The sequence below is a fragment of the Mesorhizobium sp. B2-3-13 genome (assembly GCF_006442195.1).
Classification (GTDB): Bacteria; Pseudomonadota; Alphaproteobacteria; order Rhizobiales; family Rhizobiaceae; genus Mesorhizobium; species Mesorhizobium salmacidum.
On the sequence record NZ_VFVQ01000010.1, the window covers coordinates 102638 to 119643 of the forward strand.

General features: G+C 62.8%; 15 protein-coding genes and 2 tRNA genes. 10 read left to right on the forward strand and 7 right to left on the reverse strand.

The window, feature by feature from the left end; all coding sequences use genetic code 11:
* Positions 1-289: 289 nt before the first annotated feature.
* The 6 genes from FJ941_RS14180 (at position 290) to FJ941_RS14205 (ending at position 6805) form a co-directional block, all read left to right on the forward strand.
* Complete coding sequence (locus FJ941_RS14180) at positions 290-1594, forward strand: M23 family metallopeptidase (RefSeq protein ID WP_140506421.1); 1305 nt, start codon at positions 290-292, stop codon at positions 1592-1594.
* A gap of 273 nt (positions 1595-1867) precedes the next feature.
* Positions 1868-3034, forward strand: coding sequence for an ROK family transcriptional regulator (locus FJ941_RS14185; protein ID WP_140506423.1), 1167 nt, complete (start codon positions 1868-1870; stop codon positions 3032-3034).
* A complete protein-coding gene (locus tag FJ941_RS14190; RefSeq protein ID WP_140506424.1) occupies positions 3031-3795 on the forward strand; it encodes an ATP-binding cassette domain-containing protein in 765 nt (254 codons plus the stop codon). Before FJ941_RS14185 ends, FJ941_RS14190 begins: the two co-directional genes overlap by 4 nt.
* A 39-nt stretch (positions 3796-3834) precedes the next feature.
* Complete coding sequence (locus FJ941_RS14195) at positions 3835-4875, forward strand: sugar ABC transporter substrate-binding protein (RefSeq protein WP_140506426.1); 1041 nt, start codon at positions 3835-3837, stop codon at positions 4873-4875.
* Between the two features lie 116 nt (positions 4876-4991).
* Complete coding sequence (locus FJ941_RS14200; RefSeq protein WP_140506428.1) at positions 4992-5987, forward strand: ABC transporter permease; 996 nt, start codon at positions 4992-4994, stop codon at positions 5985-5987.
* A 47-nt stretch (positions 5988-6034) separates the two neighbouring features.
* Complete coding sequence (locus FJ941_RS14205) at positions 6035-6805, forward strand: SDR family NAD(P)-dependent oxidoreductase (RefSeq protein ID WP_140506429.1); 771 nt, start codon at positions 6035-6037, stop codon at positions 6803-6805.
* Positions 6806-6906: 101 nt separating this feature from the next.
* On the opposite strand, the gene FJ941_RS14210 is transcribed toward FJ941_RS14205, so the two are convergent.
* The 4 genes from FJ941_RS14210 to FJ941_RS14225 all read right to left on the reverse strand — a co-directional run bounded on the left by FJ941_RS14210 (position 6907) and on the right by FJ941_RS14225 (position 10201).
* Complete coding sequence (locus tag FJ941_RS14210; protein ID WP_140506431.1) at positions 6907-8091, reverse strand: FAD-dependent monooxygenase; 1185 nt, start codon at positions 8089-8091, stop codon at positions 6907-6909.
* Positions 8070-8807 carry a methyltransferase domain-containing protein gene (locus tag FJ941_RS14215; protein ID WP_140506433.1) on the reverse strand — a complete coding sequence of 246 codons (738 nt, stop codon included), beginning with the start codon at positions 8805-8807 and terminating at the stop codon, positions 8070-8072. The genes FJ941_RS14210 and FJ941_RS14215 overlap by 22 nt, the downstream gene beginning before the upstream one ends.
* 1 nt (position 8808) lies before the next feature.
* Positions 8809-9888, reverse strand: a complete 1080-nt coding sequence (locus FJ941_RS14220; protein ID WP_140506435.1) for a type III polyketide synthase — start codon at positions 9886-9888, stop codon at positions 8809-8811.
* A 237-nt stretch (positions 9889-10125) separates the two neighbouring features.
* Positions 10126-10201 (reverse strand) — tRNA-Val (locus FJ941_RS14225).
* 217 nt (positions 10202-10418) lie between these two features.
* Here FJ941_RS14225 and FJ941_RS14230 point away from each other — a divergent pair.
* Positions 10419-10495: transfer RNA gene (locus FJ941_RS14230), tRNA-Asp, on the forward strand.
* A gap of 311 nt (positions 10496-10806) precedes the next feature.
* Positions 10807-11322 (forward strand): hypothetical protein, encoded by a 516-nt coding sequence (locus FJ941_RS14235; RefSeq protein WP_140506437.1) that lies wholly within the window; start codon positions 10807-10809, stop codon positions 11320-11322.
* A gap of 86 nt (positions 11323-11408) precedes the next feature.
* Here FJ941_RS14235 and rbsK read toward each other — a convergent pair whose 3' ends face one another.
* From rbsK to ugpC, 3 genes are read right to left on the reverse strand one after another with little or no spacing between them, the layout of a single operon-like run.
* Positions 11409-12338 (reverse strand): ribokinase, encoded by a 930-nt coding sequence (gene rbsK / locus FJ941_RS14240; protein WP_140506439.1) that lies wholly within the window; start codon positions 12336-12338, stop codon positions 11409-11411.
* 4 nt (positions 12339-12342) lie between these two features.
* Entirely contained in the window at positions 12343-12795 is a 453-nt protein-coding gene (locus FJ941_RS14245; RefSeq protein WP_127278878.1) for an RbsD/FucU family protein, read from the reverse strand.
* Between the two features lie 27 nt (positions 12796-12822).
* On the reverse strand, positions 12823-13872 hold the full coding sequence (gene ugpC, locus FJ941_RS14250) for a sn-glycerol-3-phosphate ABC transporter ATP-binding protein UgpC (RefSeq protein ID WP_140506441.1): 1050 nt from the start codon (positions 13870-13872) through the stop codon (positions 12823-12825).
* A gap of 276 nt (positions 13873-14148) precedes the next feature.
* Here ugpC and FJ941_RS14255 point away from each other — a divergent pair, with 276 nt between their 5' ends.
* The gene (locus FJ941_RS14255; RefSeq protein WP_140506443.1) at positions 14149-15813 is read left to right on the forward strand and encodes a sugar ABC transporter substrate-binding protein; all 1665 of its coding nucleotides are present in this window, start codon (positions 14149-14151) and stop codon (positions 15811-15813) included.
* A 68-nt stretch (positions 15814-15881) separates the two neighbouring features.
* Positions 15882-17003: a sugar ABC transporter permease gene (locus FJ941_RS14260; RefSeq protein WP_140506444.1), complete on the forward strand. Its 1122-nt coding sequence runs from the start codon at positions 15882-15884 to the stop codon at positions 17001-17003.
* Positions 17004-17006: the final 3 nt, after the last annotated feature.

Below are 17006 nucleotides of genomic sequence, written 5' to 3' on the forward strand. Positions count from 1 at the left end.
TGAATCCGAAGGACCAGCACGCCTTTACTCGAAAAACGTCAATTAATCGCAATCGAAGACAGTTAAGAAACCCAAGTCTTGCTCTGCGGGCGACAGGCCACTGCTGGCGGAGCATTGGTGCTCATCACCAACGATTTCGCGACATGGCGGCCGTACCCCGGCGGTTTTCATGCAACCTCTTGCGCGCGCTGCCTGCATTCGGCGCGACGCAGCGGATAAGGCAAGCCTTTGTTAACCCTAATAATGTGTAGTCAGGCTGTCGTGGTGTCGTAAACGAAAGCTTGGTCCCGTGAACGTAACCGGTCAGTCCGCAGTCTTCGGCAGGCGCAAGGAACTCCATACGGTCATCATCGCACGGGGTAACGAGATCAGGCACTTCACGATACGGCCCTGGCTCGCGGCATTCATCGGTTCGGGACTCGCCGCCATTGCCATTGGCTATCTCCTGGCCACATCCTATCTTGTGCTGCGTGACGACCTGATCGGCGCCACCACCGCGCGCCAGGCGCGGATGCAGCAGGCTTACGAGGACCGCATTTCGGCGCTTCGCGCCCAGGTAGACCGCATCACAAGCAGGCAGTTGCTCGACCAGCAATTGATGGAAACCAAGGTCAGCGAACTGCTTCAGCGCCAGACACAGCTCAGCCAGCGGCATGGCCGTCTCGGCCCGCTGTTCGAACGTGCCGAGAACGACGTCGGAACGGTGCCCGCGGAAGATCCGGCCGCGACCGCCAAGCCGGACAAGCGCGCCGAGGTGACCGGCAGCATCAACCAGCCCGCGCAGACCTACGCGGTCGCCGGCCTGGGCGGCGACCTCGGCAGCGCCGACACGAGGCCCTTCTCCTTGTGGTCGACCCGCGCCGATCCGCTGCCCAGCGATTCATCCGCCGATCGTGCCGACAAGCTGTTCGTCTCGATCAACCAGTCGCTGAAATCCATCGAGAATGATCAGCTCAGCCGCATCAGCACGCTCGCGGACAACGCCTACAAAAGCGCAGATGCCATCCAGCAGGCGCTGCAGGCGGCCGGACTGCCGGTCGACAGCGATTTCGGCAAGAACGAAAGCGATGTCGGCGGACCGTTGATCCCGCTCGACTCCTCGATGATCTTCGACAGCAAGGTCAAGGAACTGGACGAGGCGCTGGACACGCTCGATCAGCTGAAAAAGGAGGCGCGCCGGCTGCCGCTCGCCAATCCCGCCCCTGGCCACTCCGTCACCAGCCCGTTCGGCGTGCGTACCGATCCCCTTCTCGGCACCGCCGCGCTGCATTCGGGAATGGACTTCAGGGCGCCCATCGGCATGCCCGCCAAGGTCACCGCGCCCGGCATCGTGACCAAGGCCGGCTGGAACGGCGGCTATGGCCGCATGGTGGAAGTCGATCACGGCAACGGCTTTGCCACCCGTTACGGGCATCTGAGCGAAATCGACGTGACAGTCGGCGAGAAACTGGATGCCGGCGCCGTCATCGGCAAGACCGGCAGCAGCGGCCGCTCGACCGGCCCGCATCTGCATTATGAAGTGCGGCACAATGGCGAGGCGATCGATCCGTTGCGCTTCCTGACCGTCGGCAGGAAAGTCGCGCAATATCTTTAGCAAGGGCAATCGCCCGCCTGCGGGCTGAATCGGGACCACCGGTCAGCCACGCCTCTCCCTCGCCAAGCAGTCTCCCGCACGTCGTCAAGCTGCTGACGGCCATCCGCCAACGGCAGGACCGCAAACCGTCGCTTCTTAGTCTCATCACTAATCCATATCGAAGGTGAGAAGCCGTGGAATCGGCAGCTCGGTCCGCGTGCCGGGTTATTTTTGAATTCCATTTGACTGAATAAATATTTGATGCGAACCTCACGTCAGGCAGGGGCGCAAGGCATGGCATTGCGAGGGACCAATCAGGAGTTCGGGCGGCCGTACAACCGGCGCATCGTACTTGAGTCCATCCGCCGTCATGGTCCGATCGCCCGTGGCGACATCGCCAGGCATGTCGGGCTCACCGTCCAGACCGTATCGACCATCGTTCGCGAACTGGAGGAACAGGGCTATATCCTGTCCGTGCGCGAAGAGCCGAAGGGCCGTGGCCTGCCACCGGCGACGCTGCGCATCAACCCGGAAGGCGGCTATGCCGTCGGCATCCACCTGACGCCGCTTGGAATAGACGCCGCACTGATCAATCTCAGCGGCGACGTCATCGAGAGTTCACGTCGCGAAGCGCCCAACGCGGCGCCCGATCATGCGTTCGAACAGATTGGCGCCATGGTCCGCGGCCTGACGGGCAAGCGGCCTGGCGGCCGCGTCATCGGCATCGGCATGGCCCTTCCCGGCCCGTTCGACGTGGACTCCATGAGCTTTGTCGGCCCGACCACGATGACCGGCTGGAAGCACGTGGCGCTGCGTGAGCGGCTGACGGCCGCGACGGGATTGCCGGCGTTCTTCGAGAGCGACATGGCCGCCGCCGCGATGGGCGAGCGGCTCTATGGCATCGGCGCCCGCCATTCCGACTATTATTATCTCTATTTCGGCGTTGGGCTTGGTGGCGCCATGATGCATGACGGCAGCGTTCTGCGCGGCGCCTGGGGCAATGCGGGCGAGATCGGCCATATTCCCATGGTCCCCGAAGGCGAGCTTTGCCCCTGCGGCAACCGAGGCTGCCTCGAGCGCTACCTCTCGCTTGAAGCGCGGGGCCGCCGGGCCGGCAATGACGCCGATTGGGTGGCGCAGGTCGGCCCGATCTTCCGCAACACCATCGCCATCATCGAAAACCTCTTCGACCCAGAGACGGTCGTGCTCGGCGGCCTGGCGGCATCGGAGTTGCTCGAACGCCTGGCAGACGCGGCCGAACCGCTGCACAATTCGGTTTCGGCCCGCGCGGACCGCAAGACGCCGCGCGTCGTCGTCGCCAGCGGCGGCCAGCATGCGGTGCTGCGCGGCGCGGCGGCACTCGCCGTTTCCGGGGTGTTGTCGCCACGCTTCGGCCAGATGTTCGCCGCCGAACGCGAGCGCGGCCGCGACATCCTTTCGGCCGGGGAGATTGCAGCATGAGCGAACCCCTGCTGGTGCTCGACAACGTGACCAAGAACTATGGCGCGATCGAAGCGCTGAAGGGGATCAGCTTTTCCATCGGCAAGGGCGAGGTGGTAGCGTTGCTCGGCGACAATGGCGCCGGCAAGTCGACGCTGGTCAAGATCATTGCGGGCGGTCTCGAACCGACCTCCGGCCGCATGCTGTTCGAGGGCAAGGAGTTCCTGGCCCGGTCGCCGGCGGAAGCCAAGGCGGCGGGTATCGAGACCGTCTACCAGGACCTGTCGCTCTGCACCAATGTCGACGTGGTGGCCAATTTCTTCATGGGCCGCGAGATCACCAGGAAGCTGCTTGGCATTCCCGTGCTCGATGAGCGAGCCATGGAAGCCGTCGTCGGGAAAGCGCTGGCCAGCGCCGGTACCCGCATTCCTTCACTGCGCACCAATGTCGAGCATCTCTCGGGCGGCCAGCGGCAGGCCATCGAACTCAACCGCTTCGTGCACTGGGGCGGCAAGCTGGTGCTGCTCGACGAACCGTTCGCCGCACTTGGCGTCGAGCAGACGCGGCGCGGCCTCGACATGATCCGCCAGGTGGCGAGCCAGGGCATCGGCGTCGTCATCATCACCCATATCATGCAGCAGGCTTTTCAGGTCGCCGACCGGATCGTGGTGATCCGGCAAGGCGTCGTGGCGGGCGATGTCGCACGCAACAAGACAAGTCCCGACGCGGTGATCAACATGATCACCGGGGAGACGCTTGCCGGTGCCGGACCGGCGGGCTGAGGGACAAAGAGGGGTCCGGCTTAACAGGGAGCCAACGACATGAAGCGAATACTTCTTGCTGTCTTCGGTATCCTGGCACTGGCTTTTGCCACACTCACGCCGGCATTCGCGCAGTCCAAGGGTATTGTCTACTACATGGTGCCGACACTGCTCGACGAGTTCCAGACTGGCTCGGTGAGCGCGCTGGAGCTGTTCCTGAAACAGACCGGCTACGACATGAAGACGCTGAACGCCGACAACAAGACCGACGCCCAGCAGTCACAGATGAACGACGTCATCGCGCTGAAGCCGGCGGCTATCATCCTGGCCGCCGTCGATTTCAATGCGCTGAAACCGTCGATCGAGGCAGCGCGCGCCGCCGGCATTCCGGTGGTCGAGTTCGACCGCCAGATCACGTCGACGCCGTCCGACTTCACGTCGGTCGCGGGTACCGTCGAGATCGGCTACGTCGCCGCCGACCAGGCCGAAAAACTTCTGAAAGCCAAGAACGGCTCGGTGAAGGGCAAGGTCCTGCAGGTGCTTGGCGATCCCGGCGATCCCTACACGCTCGACATCCAGAAGGGTTTTGAAGAAAAGATGAAGGCGTTCCCGGACGTCAAGATCATCTCTCTGCCTGCCATGCAATGGGAGGCCAGCAATGCCGGCACCATCGTTGCCGACCAGATGCTGGCCAACCCCGACATCGACCTGATATTCAGCCATGCCGCGCACCTGTCGGTCGCCGCCGTCGCTTCGCTCGAGGCCGCCGGCAAGAAGCCTGGCGACGTCATGCTGATGAGTTCGAACGGCGCGCCGGTCGGTCTCGACCTGATCCGCAAGGGCTGGCTCAACGTCGAGGTCGAGCAGCCACTTTACGCACAGGCCGCGGCCGTCGCCATGTTCATGGACAAGGTCGTCAAGAAGGAAGAGATCAAGCCCGGCGAATACGATGTGCTTGGCCTGAAGTCGACCGTCACCAAGGAAGCCTGGGGCCCGAACATCAAGATCCCGGGCGCCGCAATCACCAAGGAGAATGTCGACAATCCGGCCTTCTGGGGCAACCAGAAGCCGCCGACCGATACGGTCAAGCCGGTCGAATAGACAGATGGCCCAACCGCTCCGGGCCATACCCGGCCCGGAGCCCTTCCCTGTCCGTATCGAATGAGACGCAGGCAATGTTCTACGGCCTTGATTGCGCACGCCAACCGGATCGACATATGAATCCTCGCACACGCAAAGCCCTGGAGTTCGTCCTCGACAACCTCGTCTGGTTCATGCTGCTCCTTGTCCTGGTCGTCTTCTCGCTGTTCATCCCGAATTATTTCCAGCTCGGCATCTTCGCCAACATCATCGAGGCGTCGAGCGTACTCGGCGTCATGTCGATCGGCCTGGCGCTGGTCATCATTGCCGGTCACATGGACCTGTCGGTCGAATCCGTGGCCGCGCTCAGCGCCATGGCGGTGGGCATCCTGTTTTGTTCCTCGGGCATCGGCCTCGGCGTCCAATTGCACCCGGAATGGCTGATGGTTCCGGTGTCGCTGCTGCTGGCGCTGGCCGTCGGCGGCCTCATCGGCGCCTTCAACGGCTATCTTGTGGTCAAGGTCAAGATGAGCGCCTTCATCATCACGCTCGCTTCCTACATCTGGGTGCGCGGTCTGGTGCTGGTCATTTCGGGCGGTCGCTCGGCCCAGGATCTGGCACCTGCCATCCGCTGGTTCGGCATCCAACGCCTGATCGGCCTGCCGCTTACCGCTTGGATCGCGGTGGCCTGTTTCGTGGTCTTCTCGCTGATCATGGCCAAGACGCCGTTCGGCAGGCACCTCGTGATGATCGGCGGCAATGAAACCGCGACCTTCCGCGCCGGCATCCGGGTGAACCGCAACCTGATCATCGCCTTCGTGCTCGCCGGCGCCATAGCAGGGCTCGCCGGCTGGCTGCTGGCGATCCGCACCTCGGGTGCCACGGCCAATCTGGGCGTTGGCCTTCTGTTCAACGCCTTTGCCGCGGTCGTCATCGGCGGCGTCAGCCTGAAGGGTGGTGTCGGCACCTTGCCGGGCGTCTATGCCGGCGTGCTCCTGCTCTCTGCCATCAACACGGCGATCAACCTGATGGGCCTGCCCGCCAACTTCACCCAGGTCATCCACGGCCTGCTGGTTTTGGCAGCGGTGTTGCTCGACGCATTCAAGCAAACCATTCGCCAAAGACTGGCGTGAGGGGGGATTGGCGTGAGGCGGGGATTTGGCATGACAGGACGGCTCGCATGACAGGACGACTGCAAGACAAGGTGGCGTTGATCGTCGGCGGCGCGCGCGGCATCGGCAAGGGCATCGCACTGCGCTTCGCCGAAGAAGGCGCAAGGCTGGTGCTGGCCGACACGGAGGAGGAGGCCGGGCAAGCAAGTGCGGATGAACTCGGCGTCCCCTTCATCCGCACCGACATCTCGCAAATGAGAGACGCCGAGGCCGCGGTGGCACTGGCGCTGAGACATCACGGCCGCCTCGACATCATCGTGCAGAATGCCGGCATCTATCCCTGGCAGTTGATCGAAAACACCAGTGCCGACGACTGGGACCGCGTCATGGCCGTCAACCTGCGCGGTACTTTCAATGCCAGCCGCGCGGCCCTGGTACCAATGAAGGCGCAGCGCTTTGGCCGCATGCTCTACACCTCCTCCATCACCGGCCCGCATGTCACCAGCCCTGGCCATGGCCATTATTCGGCGACGAAAGCGGGCATCAACGGCTTCATTCGCGCTGCGGCGCTGGAGTTCTCCGGCTACGGCATCACCGTCAACGGCGTCGAGCCCGGCAATATCCTTACCGAAGCCATCCAGCAGCATCGCGGCGCCGCCTATATCAAGAACATGGAAGATTCGATCCCGCTCGGCCGGCTCGGCAGCCCGCGCGACGTGGCCAACGCCTTCCTGTTTCTCGCCTCGGACGACGCCAGTTACATCACCGGCACCACCATTGTCGTCGATGGCGGGCAATTGCTGCCCGAGGGCAAGGATTTCCGGATGGTGCCGCCGTGAGCGGGGGGCAGCCATACACCACGAACCGTGTGCCTGCTGAATTGCCGATTTGGCTTGAGCGCTTGGGCGAATTCCTCCAGGCGTCCGGCCGGCTTCAGCCCTTACGGATGGCTGAGGGCAGGCAAGGCTTTCGTCTTGCCGGACAATCTGGCTCCTAAGGTCAGGCTATCCGGGAACCACCCCACAAACGCCTTCATCGCCGTATTGGACCTGGGACGGACGGCAATGCGCGCCAACAGTGCGGCCGCATGAATGCGAGTGGCAAATTGCCGGCTCCACGCTCTTGAATAGCGGTTGCCGACGGCGAGGCGCGCCGTCCGGTCCCATTGTTCGAACCTTGCCAATTCGCCAGCGAGAAGCCAGCTGGACTGCAGGGCCATGGAGATGCCTTCGGCGATGATGGGATGGGACTCGCCGGCGATGTTGCCGACCCGAAATATGTCGTCGGCAAATCGTGGGCGCATCCCCGGACGTATGGGACCGGCGGCAAGCCATTCACCTTCGAGGCTGGCGTCGCCGATCGTGGAAACCACCGCCGGGCACGATGCCAGTATGTGCGCGTGAACGGCTTGGGCTGCTGACGTGGCACCGCCCTTTTTGCGCAGCCTGGCCAACACGTCGCGGCGTATGCAGCACGACAGCGATATCCTGTCCTGATCCGCCCACACCATGCCACCATAGCCGCCCGGAAACACCAGGAGCGGCATGAGGTCCCGAGCGAGCGAAGCTCCCCTGAAATGGGCCTTGAAGCCAAACAGATCGGAGGCCGCGCTGCTCTTTGGGAGATTGGTCGGCAACCTGCCCTGGCCCCAGGAGCCATGCGCCGCAATCACCACCTGCCCGCTAAGACTTGTCTGACCGTCCTTGTTGGCGATCCGGACGATGGCACGATCGCCATTGCTGGCGATCTCCACCGCGCGCCACGGCTGAAAAACGTCGGCTCCGGCGTTGCGCGCCGCGTCCAAGAGGATGCCATCCAGAACGTCCCGTCCAAGCGCCCGCCCGTAAGCATCCCCGGCGGCGCGCGGCATGCCTGCTTGTATGCCAGGGCCCGACGCGAACAACGCAACCCGCTTGACTTCCGGTCCTGCCTTGGTGCGAACCGCCACGCCCGCCTCCAGACGGTCCAACAGCTCCAGATTGACCGCCGACATGAATTCGCCGCAGACCTTGCGGCGTGGAAACTCGCTCGCTTCGATGATGGCCACGGAACGACCCTGGCCGCGCAAGGCCAAGGCTGCCGATGAGCCGCTTGGGCCGGCACCTATGACGATGGCATCGTACATCGCGCAAATCCTTCCTTGGGGAAAACGCGGAAGGCGTGGGTAAACGGGCCAATCCTGCGTTCTTCACACTGCTGCGCGGAACCGAGAGGCCACAAGCCGGAAAGTTCCTTGCCAGCGAAACCTGCGCGGACGCTTGCCGCCGCATCGTGCATGGTGACCTGGTTTGCACCGACAAGGCGCAGGAGCGAGCATGCTTTCAAGGCGACAACGTTTCGGCTTGGCTCGGCGGCGAGGAACACCGGTGCCAAACGGCGCAGGGCTTCGAACAGGATCTTTAAGGCGGCGTCGGAAAAATGGTGCAGGAACAGATTGGCCGAGACAACGTCGTACGCGTCACCCCCGGGTTTTGCGATCCAGTCGAAGACATTGTCGGTGATGGTTTCAACCCGCCAGCCCAGTGCCGCGAAATCGGCGCGCCGCCGGTCGGTAATGAGGTCAACCTGGTCGAGCATGACCAGTTCCACGTCGACCCACTTCCTGGCGAGGCGCCTTGCAACCGAGAGCATGAATGTACCGTCGCCGGACCCGACTTCCAAGATTCTGATCGAACCCTCGCGCACGCTTGCCTTCAGGAGGCTGGACATGATCGCATGTTGAAACATCAGGGAATTTATCCAAATCAGGTCACGCCGGGAGCCAATCGCCTTGGGATCGTCGGGAGGCAAATGATCGAGCAGTTCCGGCTGGATATGGCGGCTGTCGAGATCCGTGGCCACGTCAGGCACTGCCGGCAGTGTGGAACATCATCGTCTCGGCCGTGAGGCCGGGGCCGAATGCCATTGCACAGCCCACGTCATCATCCGTGAACCCGCGAAGCATCCGCTCCAGCACGAACATCACGGTGGCGGAGGACATGTTTCCGTTTTCGCGAAGCACGTCGCGCGACGGCAACAGCGCATCGGGAGGAAGATCCAGCGCGCGCTCCACGGCGTCGAGAATGGAACGCCCACCCGGGTGAACAGCCCAAAGGTCGACGTTGGCGGCGGTCCTGTTTCCCAGGATGGCGCCGACGCCTTTGCCAAGCGCATTCTGGATTGCAGCAGGAACCTGCCCCGACAGAACCATGTCGAACCCGTCGTCGTGCACGCTCCAGCTCATCAGGTCGCGGGCGTCGGCATCCACGATCGCATGAAAACTGTCCAGGCCGATGCCGAACGGGCGGGCGGTCACCGACGCGGCCGCGCAGCCATCGCCCCAGAGGGAGAAAGATAGCAGTTTTTCGAGATCAGCCGTCTCCTTGAGATGGAGCGTACAGAGTTCGATGCAGACGATCACAACGTGGGCCGCAGGTTCCGACAGGACGATGTGCCGCGCCAGTTTGAGCGCATTGATTGCCGCATAACATCCCATGAAACCGATGATCGTGCGCTCCACGGTGGTGGGCAGATTGCACCGGGCGATTATTTCCAGATCGATACCGGGGGCGGAGAAGCCCGTACACGTGGTGACGATCAGATGCGTGACACCCTTCCTGTCTTCGCCCTCCAGAAGCCGCTCCAATGCTCGCTCGGCCAGCGCGGGCGCGGCCGTGGCAAACATTTCCATGCGTTTGGCCGTACCTGGAAACGCACCGCGCTTGAAAACACCCGCCAGGTCGACGCTCAGACCCTCAGGATCGCTAGCGGGTGCGAAGCAGGAATAGCGATGTTCGATGCCGCCCTTGTCGGCCATGCGATCGAAAATTGCGCGGCGGCGGGGATCTGCCAGCTGGGAGCCCGCAAATTGAAGGAAGAATTGGTGGACACCGTGATCAGGGACGGCCGTGGCAATTCGGTTGATGAAAGCTTGAACGGGCATTTTCCTTGACCTGCAGCCGCAGTTGCCTTCGGCGAGAGCTGTGGCCCCCACGGCAATGGCTATCTCTATCGAGGTGAACGCTGGGAGGCCCTAAAGATTTCCCGAAAATGCCGCTCACCCGTGAAAAAGCAATGCACGCCCTCAGGAGGGAGAACAGGTGAGCTGTGCGCGGAACTGTTGTCGACGCGGCGATTCGTGGCGCCCGCAAACCGGAAAACATCAACGGGTGGAAAGATATGGTGGGCGATGACGGGCTCGAACCGCCGACATCTTCGGTGTAAACGAAGCGCTCTACCAACTGAGCTAATCGCCCGCTCCGGGCCGGACCTTTAAGCGGTCGGGACTTGCTTCGCAAGGCTAAATGAGTGTGGGATGCCCTGTTCGCAGGCCCGATTTGCGAACAAAATGCCGGCTGTCAAAAAACCTTCTCCTGTTTGGCGTTATGATGGTTTGGTGCGCTTGACACCCGGTAGCGAACCCCTTATCCAGCGCCCCAACGACGAACACGGCTGACACGTGCTCGTCAATGCGCGGGTGTAGCTCAGTTGGTTAGAGTGCCGGCCTGTCACGCCGGAGGTCGCGGGTTCGAGCCCCGTCACTCGCGCCATTTCCCTCAAGGATCACGATCCTTGTCTCCAGGGAAATGCCGACATGAATTGTCAAAGATCTCTTCAGAATTGACGTGCCGAAGGCGTCCTTAGGCCTGGCTTTCCCAGGATCCAAAATCACCCTTGCATGAGCGGTACCGTGGAACCCACGACGCGGTTCCGGTGGCTGACAAACAACGGCCGAAGCAGCCCTGCAGATTGCGAACGCGTTGGTCGTTGCGAATCTGCTTGCGCAATCGCCCACAAAGCGCTCGATTCATCCGCAGGCAGCCAGATTGCAGTATGCTGCCGGAATGGCATGGAGGACGTAATGTCAATTGCACCGAATATTTCTACGCGCACGATATTCACGCTGATTTGCCTGGGCGGCGCGACGACGGCCGCCTCTATCCTTTTTCCCGCCGCCGCGTCGGCGGACCGGCTGCAGCGATGCGCGCGCGAGGGCGAGATCTGCCGCCTGCCCTATCCCGCCGAGGTCGTCTACGGCGCCAAGGGCCGCACGACCTCGCGTTACATCGAGCGCAACGCGATACCCTGTTCGAACCGCGTTTTCGGCGATCCTGCGCCGGGCAAGGAAAAGTTCTGCTTCATCGTGAAGCGCGACCGTGACGAGTCGAACGACGATTACGATGAGCCTCGCCGCGAGAAGTGGGCGGTCTGCGCCGAGGAAGGCGAATTCTGCGATTTCTATGGCCGCAAGGTGGTCAGGTACGGCGCCCACGGCCGATTCACGCAGGACGTGTTCCGCAATGGCGTCCAATGCGACAATGATGCATTCGGCGATCCCGCTCCGGATCAGGGAAAGCGCTGCTACGTCAGGCAGTAGCTTCGCAACGCGCCCATCGAACATGAGACTTCGGAGGCCGGAACGTTCTGGCCTCTGGGGTATCCTGCGAGTTCCGGGCAATTGCCTCAGCCCTTGGCCAGCAGCGCCTCGACCTCCTGCAATGTCGGCATCGACGGTGCGGTGCCTGGACGTGTCACGGAAATGCCGGCAACGGCGCAGGCGAAGCGCACCGCCTCCAGCGGCTCCACGCCGCGCGAAAGTGCTGCGGCCAAGCCGCCATTGAAGGCGTCCCCCGCGCCGGTGGTCTCGACGACAGGGCCGGCACTGATGGCTGGAACATGCTCGGACCGATCCTTCGCGTGCAGCAGCGCGCCCTTGTCGCCGAGCGTGACGATGACCGTGCCGACGCCCTTTTCAAGCAGCTTGTCCGCGGCGGCGCGCGCGTCGTCGACCGACGTGACTCCCATTCCGGTCAATTCCTCGGCTTCGGTCTCATTGGGTGTGAGATAGTCGCAGAGCGTGTAGATGCGGTCGGGAAGCTTTGCCGCCGGTGCCGGATTGAGGATGGTCGTCACCCCTGCCCCGCGCGCGATCTCCAGCGCCCGCATCGCGGCATCGATCGGCTGTTCGAGCTGCGTCACGAAAACACCGGCACCACGGATCAGGTCGACATTGGCTTCGATATCCTCAGGCGTGATCAGCATGGCAGCGCCGGGACTGACGATGATGGCGTTGTTGCCGCTTCCCTCCTCGACGAAGATGTAGGCGGCACCGGTATAGCTGTCCGGCGTGTCGATGGCGGCGCTCTTCACGCCGGCATCCTTCCAGGTCCGCGTGGCCATGTCGGCGAAGGCATCGACACCGAGGCGGGTCAGGAATGTGACGTCCGCGCCGAGCTTGCCGGCGGCCACTGCCTGGTTCGACCCCTTGCCGCCTGGCCCCAGCTTGAAGGAATTGCCGAGGATCGTTTCGCCCATGCGCGGCTGGCGCTGCGCCCTGTAAGCCGTATCGGCGACAAAGACACCGAGGATAACAACAGGCTTGCCCGAGGCCATGCCGCTACTCCGCATCCGGCGGCACGACGCCCTTGCGGAAGGCAAAGCAGCCGTAGAAGCGGCGTTCGCCAGTCTGAATGACACAATAAGCCTGCTTGGCGCGCTCATAGAAGGCGTAACGCTCGACCGGCACCATCGGCCAGGACTTGCCCTCGGCGGCGTCGATCTCCTTCTGCACTTCCTTCTGCACGGCTGGGATCTCGTCCGGCTTGCCGACGATCTCCATGCGGGCGGCCGAATCATCGACGAACGTGTCCAGCGGGTATAGCGACAGCACGGCCTTCACCACCTGCGCCGCCGAGGCATCGATGCGCAGCACCCGACCGAGCGCCGTCCGGCGCGCTACCGAATCGGAGGGAAAATTGGTGTCGGCGATGATCAGGTCATCGCCATGTCCCATCGCCCGCAATGCCTGGAGCACGTCGGCATTGAGCAACGGATCGATCCCTTTGAGCATGATGGTCCTCGTGAAGTGCGTTTGAGATCAGAGACGCTTCCCGGTCTCGGCGTCGAACAGATGGAGATGGTCGAGCCTTGGCCGAAGCTTCAGCGTGTCGCCCGGCTTGAAGTCATGGCGCTCGCGAAACAGCGCCACCATCTCGCCGTCGCCGAAACGCAGGAAGACCAGGGTTTCCGAGCCGGTCGGCTCGACCACCGAAATCTTGGCCGGCACGCCATCGGGGTGGATCTCAAGATGTTCGGGGCGCACGCCATAGACGACGGAGCGCCCCTCCTCGACGGCGTTGTTCGGAGCAACCGGGAACAGCGTTCCGGCAATGTCGACGCCGCCCTTGCGCCCGGTGCCCTTGAGCAGGTTCATCGAAGGCGAGCCGATGAAACCGGCGACGAAAAGGTTCGCCGGCCGGTCGAAAAGCTCCAGCGGCGCGCCGACCTGTTCGATGCGGCCGTCGCGCATGACGACGATCTTGTCAGCCATCGTCATGGCTTCGATCTGGTCGTGGGTGACATAGATGGTGGTGGTCTTCAGCCGCTGGTGCAGTTCCTTGATCTCGGTGCGCATCTGCACGCGCAGCTTGGCGTCGAGGTTCGAAAGCGGCTCGTCGAACAGGAATACCTGCGGATTGCGCACGATGGCGCGCCCCATGGCGACGCGCTGACGCTGGCCGCCGGAAAGCTGGCGCGGATAGCGCTTCAGATAGGGGCTGAGGTCGAGGATGTCTGCGGCGCGCTTGACCCGCTCGGCAACCACGGCCGGATCGGTCTTGCGCAGCTTGAGGGCAAAAGCCATGTTCTGCTCGACCGTCTTGTGCGGATAAAGCGCATAGTTCTGGAACACCATGGCGATGTCGCGCTTTGCGGGCGGCAGGTGATTGACGACGCGGTCGCCGATGGCGATCGTGCCGCCGGAGACAGTCTCCAGCCCCGCCACCATCCTGAGCAGCGTGGACTTGCCGCAACCGGACGGGCCGACAAGCACGACGAACTGACCATCGGCAATGTCGACGCTGACTTCGTGCAGAACCTTGACGGTTCCAAACGCCTTGGCAACATTGCTGATCGCGACTTGAGCCATCGTTCCCCCATCGGCTCCACTGGCCGTAGGCGCAGAAGCTAACCAACGCGACCGGTCAGGGCAAGTCGGTCTCTTATAGACAAAAACCGTTCTCGTTGACACGGCGTTTGGTTGCGAGAATAGTGACAAGCGCCGATCCGAAACGCTGGTACTCGACCCGAAAAACGGAACGCGAAGCGACGCAGGTTGGGGTCCTACGTTTCGCTTCTGAACAAAGCCAGCGCCCGGCGCGATCGGCACTTCGATTCACGACTAATGTTCTGGGAGGAATAGTCCATGCGAGTAGGTCTTTACGACAAACTGGTCCGTGCCGGCGCTACGAGGCGCGACATATTGAAGGGCGCGGCCTCGATGGCCGCGATCGCGGCCGCATCCGGCGCCGGACTTGGCGCGCTGACGCGCCCAGCTGCCGCCGCAAGCGAACTGCGCTCGAAAATCCTGCAAATCCCCGGGGTTGGCAAAGGTCAGCCGACCGACGCCGACTTCCAGAAGGTTGGCGAGCTTTGCCTCGAGGCGACCAAGGCCAATGTCAAGGAAGGCGAGTTCGCCGGTGTCGAGCTCACCTTCATGGGTCTCAACAACCAGAACCTGCACAATGTGCTGTTTCGTGGTTTCCTGAAGCCATGGGAGACCTATACCGGCGCCAAGATCAGCTGGATCGACCTGGCGCAGGCCGACTACAACGCCCGCCTGCAGCAGTCGATCGCCACCGGCACCGTCGATTTCGACATCATCGAGATGGGCGCCCCGTTCGAGGGCGACGTCTGCGGCAAGGGCCTGACTTCGGAGATGCCCGACTGGGTCAAGAAGCAGATCGACTTCGACGATCTCGTCAACTACCTCAAGCCGCCCGTTGGCACCTGGGATGGCAAGCAGTACCGGGTCACCATCGACGGCGACGCGCACAACTTCAACTACCGCACCGACGTGTTTGCAGACGCCGATCTCGCCAAGCAGTGGAAGGATGGCGGGGCGACCAGCGAATGGGGTGTACCGAAGACCTGGCAAGAGGTTCAGGCCGTGACCAAGTTCCTGAAGGGCAAGAAGTTCAAGGGCCAGGATGTTTACGGCTATCTCGACGCGCCTAAGCCCTGGGGCGGTTTCGGCTTCTATTTCCTGGGCAGCCGTGCCAGCGCCTACGCCAAGCATCCCGATGACAAGGCCTGGCTGTTCGACGCCGACACGATGAAGCCACGCGTCAACAATCCGGCTTGGGTACGGGCCATCCAGGATGTCATCGACGCCCTGCCGTCGGAGCCCGCCGACCAGATCAATGCCGACCCGAACACCACCGCCTTCCAGCAGTTCCTGGCCGGCACCGGCTCGATGATCCCCTGGTGGGGCGATGTCGGCTCGAACGTCAAGACCAATGATAGCTCGGTCATCGGCGATGTCACCGGCTTCTCGATCCTGCCGGGCTCCGACGATGTCTATAACTCCAAGACCGGCAAGTGGGAGAAGCTCGCCAGCGGCCCGAACTATGCGCCGAACTGCGCCTACCTCGGCTGGGGCGTCTATGTCATGGCCCGTGTCGATGCGGACGAGAAAAAGAAGAAGGCTGCATGGTCGGCGGCCGCCCATCTCGGCGGCAAGGACCTGTCGATCTGGACGGCGATGTATCCGTCGGGCTTCCAGCCCTACCGCAACTCCCATTTCGACATTCCCGAATGGGTGGCGGCCGGCTACGACGAGGCTTTCATCACGTCCTATCTCAAGTCGGAAGGCGACAGCTACAACCACCCCAACGCGGCGATCGAGCCGCGCATCCCCGGCATCTTCCAGTATTACAGCGCCGCCGAGGATATCCTGGCCAACACTTTCGCCGGCAAGATGAAGGCGCAGGAAGGCGCCGATGCCATCGCGGCCGCCTGGGAGAAGCTGACCGATCAGATCGGCCGCGACAAGCAGGTCAAGCTCTACAAGGCCTCGCTCGGCATGTAAGCTGCCTTTGAACCGTGGTCCGGCGGCAACGCCGGACCACAGCCTTCCCTTCCAAACGGGCGAGATTTGTGGCTGACCAGACTTCGACCGCGACCGGGTGGCCGGCAGACGCCGCCTCCTATGATCTGATCCCGCCAGGGCGCAGGCGTTTGGGCTGGGCGCTGATGGCGCTTGCCACGCTCGGCCTGCTGGCAACGATCGTGCTGCAGATCCTCTACAAGACCGAGGTCGATACGATCGGCTTCGAGACATGGCGGCCCGTGGTCTACGCCTATGTGCTGTGGGGTGTGGCGATCGGCATCGGCCAGGTTCTGACACGCGGCGAGGACGGCCAGCGCGCGCTCTTCCTGCTACCGGCTCTTTTGTTCACCATCGCGATGGTGATCTTCCCGACGCTGTTCGGCTTCTACATCGCGCTCACCGACTGGAATCTCAGTTCGTTCAGCGGCCGCAGGTTCAACGGGCTCGACAATTTCTGGCAGATGCTCGCCGACCCGTACTACCGCAACGCCCTGGTCAACATGGTGCTCTATGTGCTGGCGGTGCTGGTCGAATATGTGATCGCGTTCGGCCTGGCGCTGCTGCTCAACGCGCAGATCCGCGCCCGAAAATTCTTCCGGGTGGTGTTCCTGATGCCGCTGATGCTGTCACCGGTCGCCGTGTCCTGGATGATCGGCAAGTCGCTGATGGAATACCGCTTTGGACCAGCAGCCACGCTGGCGCGCCATCTCGGCTGGGAAGACCCGGCTTTCTTCTCGAACCCGATCACCGCCCGCATCTCGATCATGCTGCTGGACGCCTGGACCTTCGTTCCGTTCATGATGATCATGCTGCTGGCGGGACTGCAGGCGATGTCGCGCGAGGTGCTGGAGGCGGCACGTGTCGATGGCGCCACGGCCTGGCAGACCTTCTGGCAGGTCACTTTCCCGCTGATGCTGCCGGTGTCGGTGACGGCGGTGATCCTGCGCATCATCTTCAAGCTGAAGCTTGCCGACATCATAATCACGGTTACCTCGGGCGGTCCGGGCGGCGCCACTGATTCGGTGTCGAGCTTCATCTACCGCGAATACCGCGACCGCTCGAATGTCGGCTACGGGACCATGCTGGCGATGGCCTATCTGGTCATCATCGTGGTGTTCGTGACCTGGCTGTTGAAGTTCGCCAGCCGTTTCGTGCGCAATGTGAATTAGGGC

Bases quoted from the DNA above. Each gene is read 5' to 3' on its own strand.
- rbsK (WP_140506439.1), bottom strand. From the start codon at position 12,338: ATGGCCTCGGGCAAGCCTGTTGTTATCCTCGGTGTCTTTGTCGCCGAT.
- FJ941_RS14210 (WP_140506431.1), bottom strand. From the start codon at position 8,091: ATGTACGATGCCATCGTCATAGGTGCCGGCCCAAGCGGCTCATCGGCA.
- FJ941_RS14205 (WP_140506429.1), top strand. From the start codon at position 6,035: ATGACAGGACGACTGCAAGACAAGGTGGCGTTGATCGTCGGCGGCGCG.
- FJ941_RS14190 (WP_140506424.1), top strand. From the start codon at position 3,031: ATGAGCGAACCCCTGCTGGTGCTCGACAACGTGACCAAGAACTATGGC.
- FJ941_RS14245 (WP_127278878.1), bottom strand. From the start codon at position 12,795: ATGCTCAAAGGGATCGATCCGTTGCTCAATGCCGACGTGCTCCAGGCA.
- FJ941_RS14235 (WP_140506437.1), top strand. From the start codon at position 10,807: ATGTCAATTGCACCGAATATTTCTACGCGCACGATATTCACGCTGATT.
- FJ941_RS14200 (WP_140506428.1), top strand. From the start codon at position 4,992: ATGAATCCTCGCACACGCAAAGCCCTGGAGTTCGTCCTCGACAACCTC.
- FJ941_RS14255 (WP_140506443.1), top strand. From the start codon at position 14,149: ATGCGAGTAGGTCTTTACGACAAACTGGTCCGTGCCGGCGCTACGAGG.
- FJ941_RS14195 (WP_140506426.1), top strand. From the start codon at position 3,835: ATGAAGCGAATACTTCTTGCTGTCTTCGGTATCCTGGCACTGGCTTTT.
- FJ941_RS14220 (WP_140506435.1), bottom strand. From the start codon at position 9,888: ATGCCCGTTCAAGCTTTCATCAACCGAATTGCCACGGCCGTCCCTGAT.
- ugpC (WP_140506441.1), bottom strand. From the start codon at position 13,872: ATGGCTCAAGTCGCGATCAGCAATGTTGCCAAGGCGTTTGGAACCGTC.
- FJ941_RS14185 (WP_140506423.1), top strand. From the start codon at position 1,868: ATGGCATTGCGAGGGACCAATCAGGAGTTCGGGCGGCCGTACAACCGG.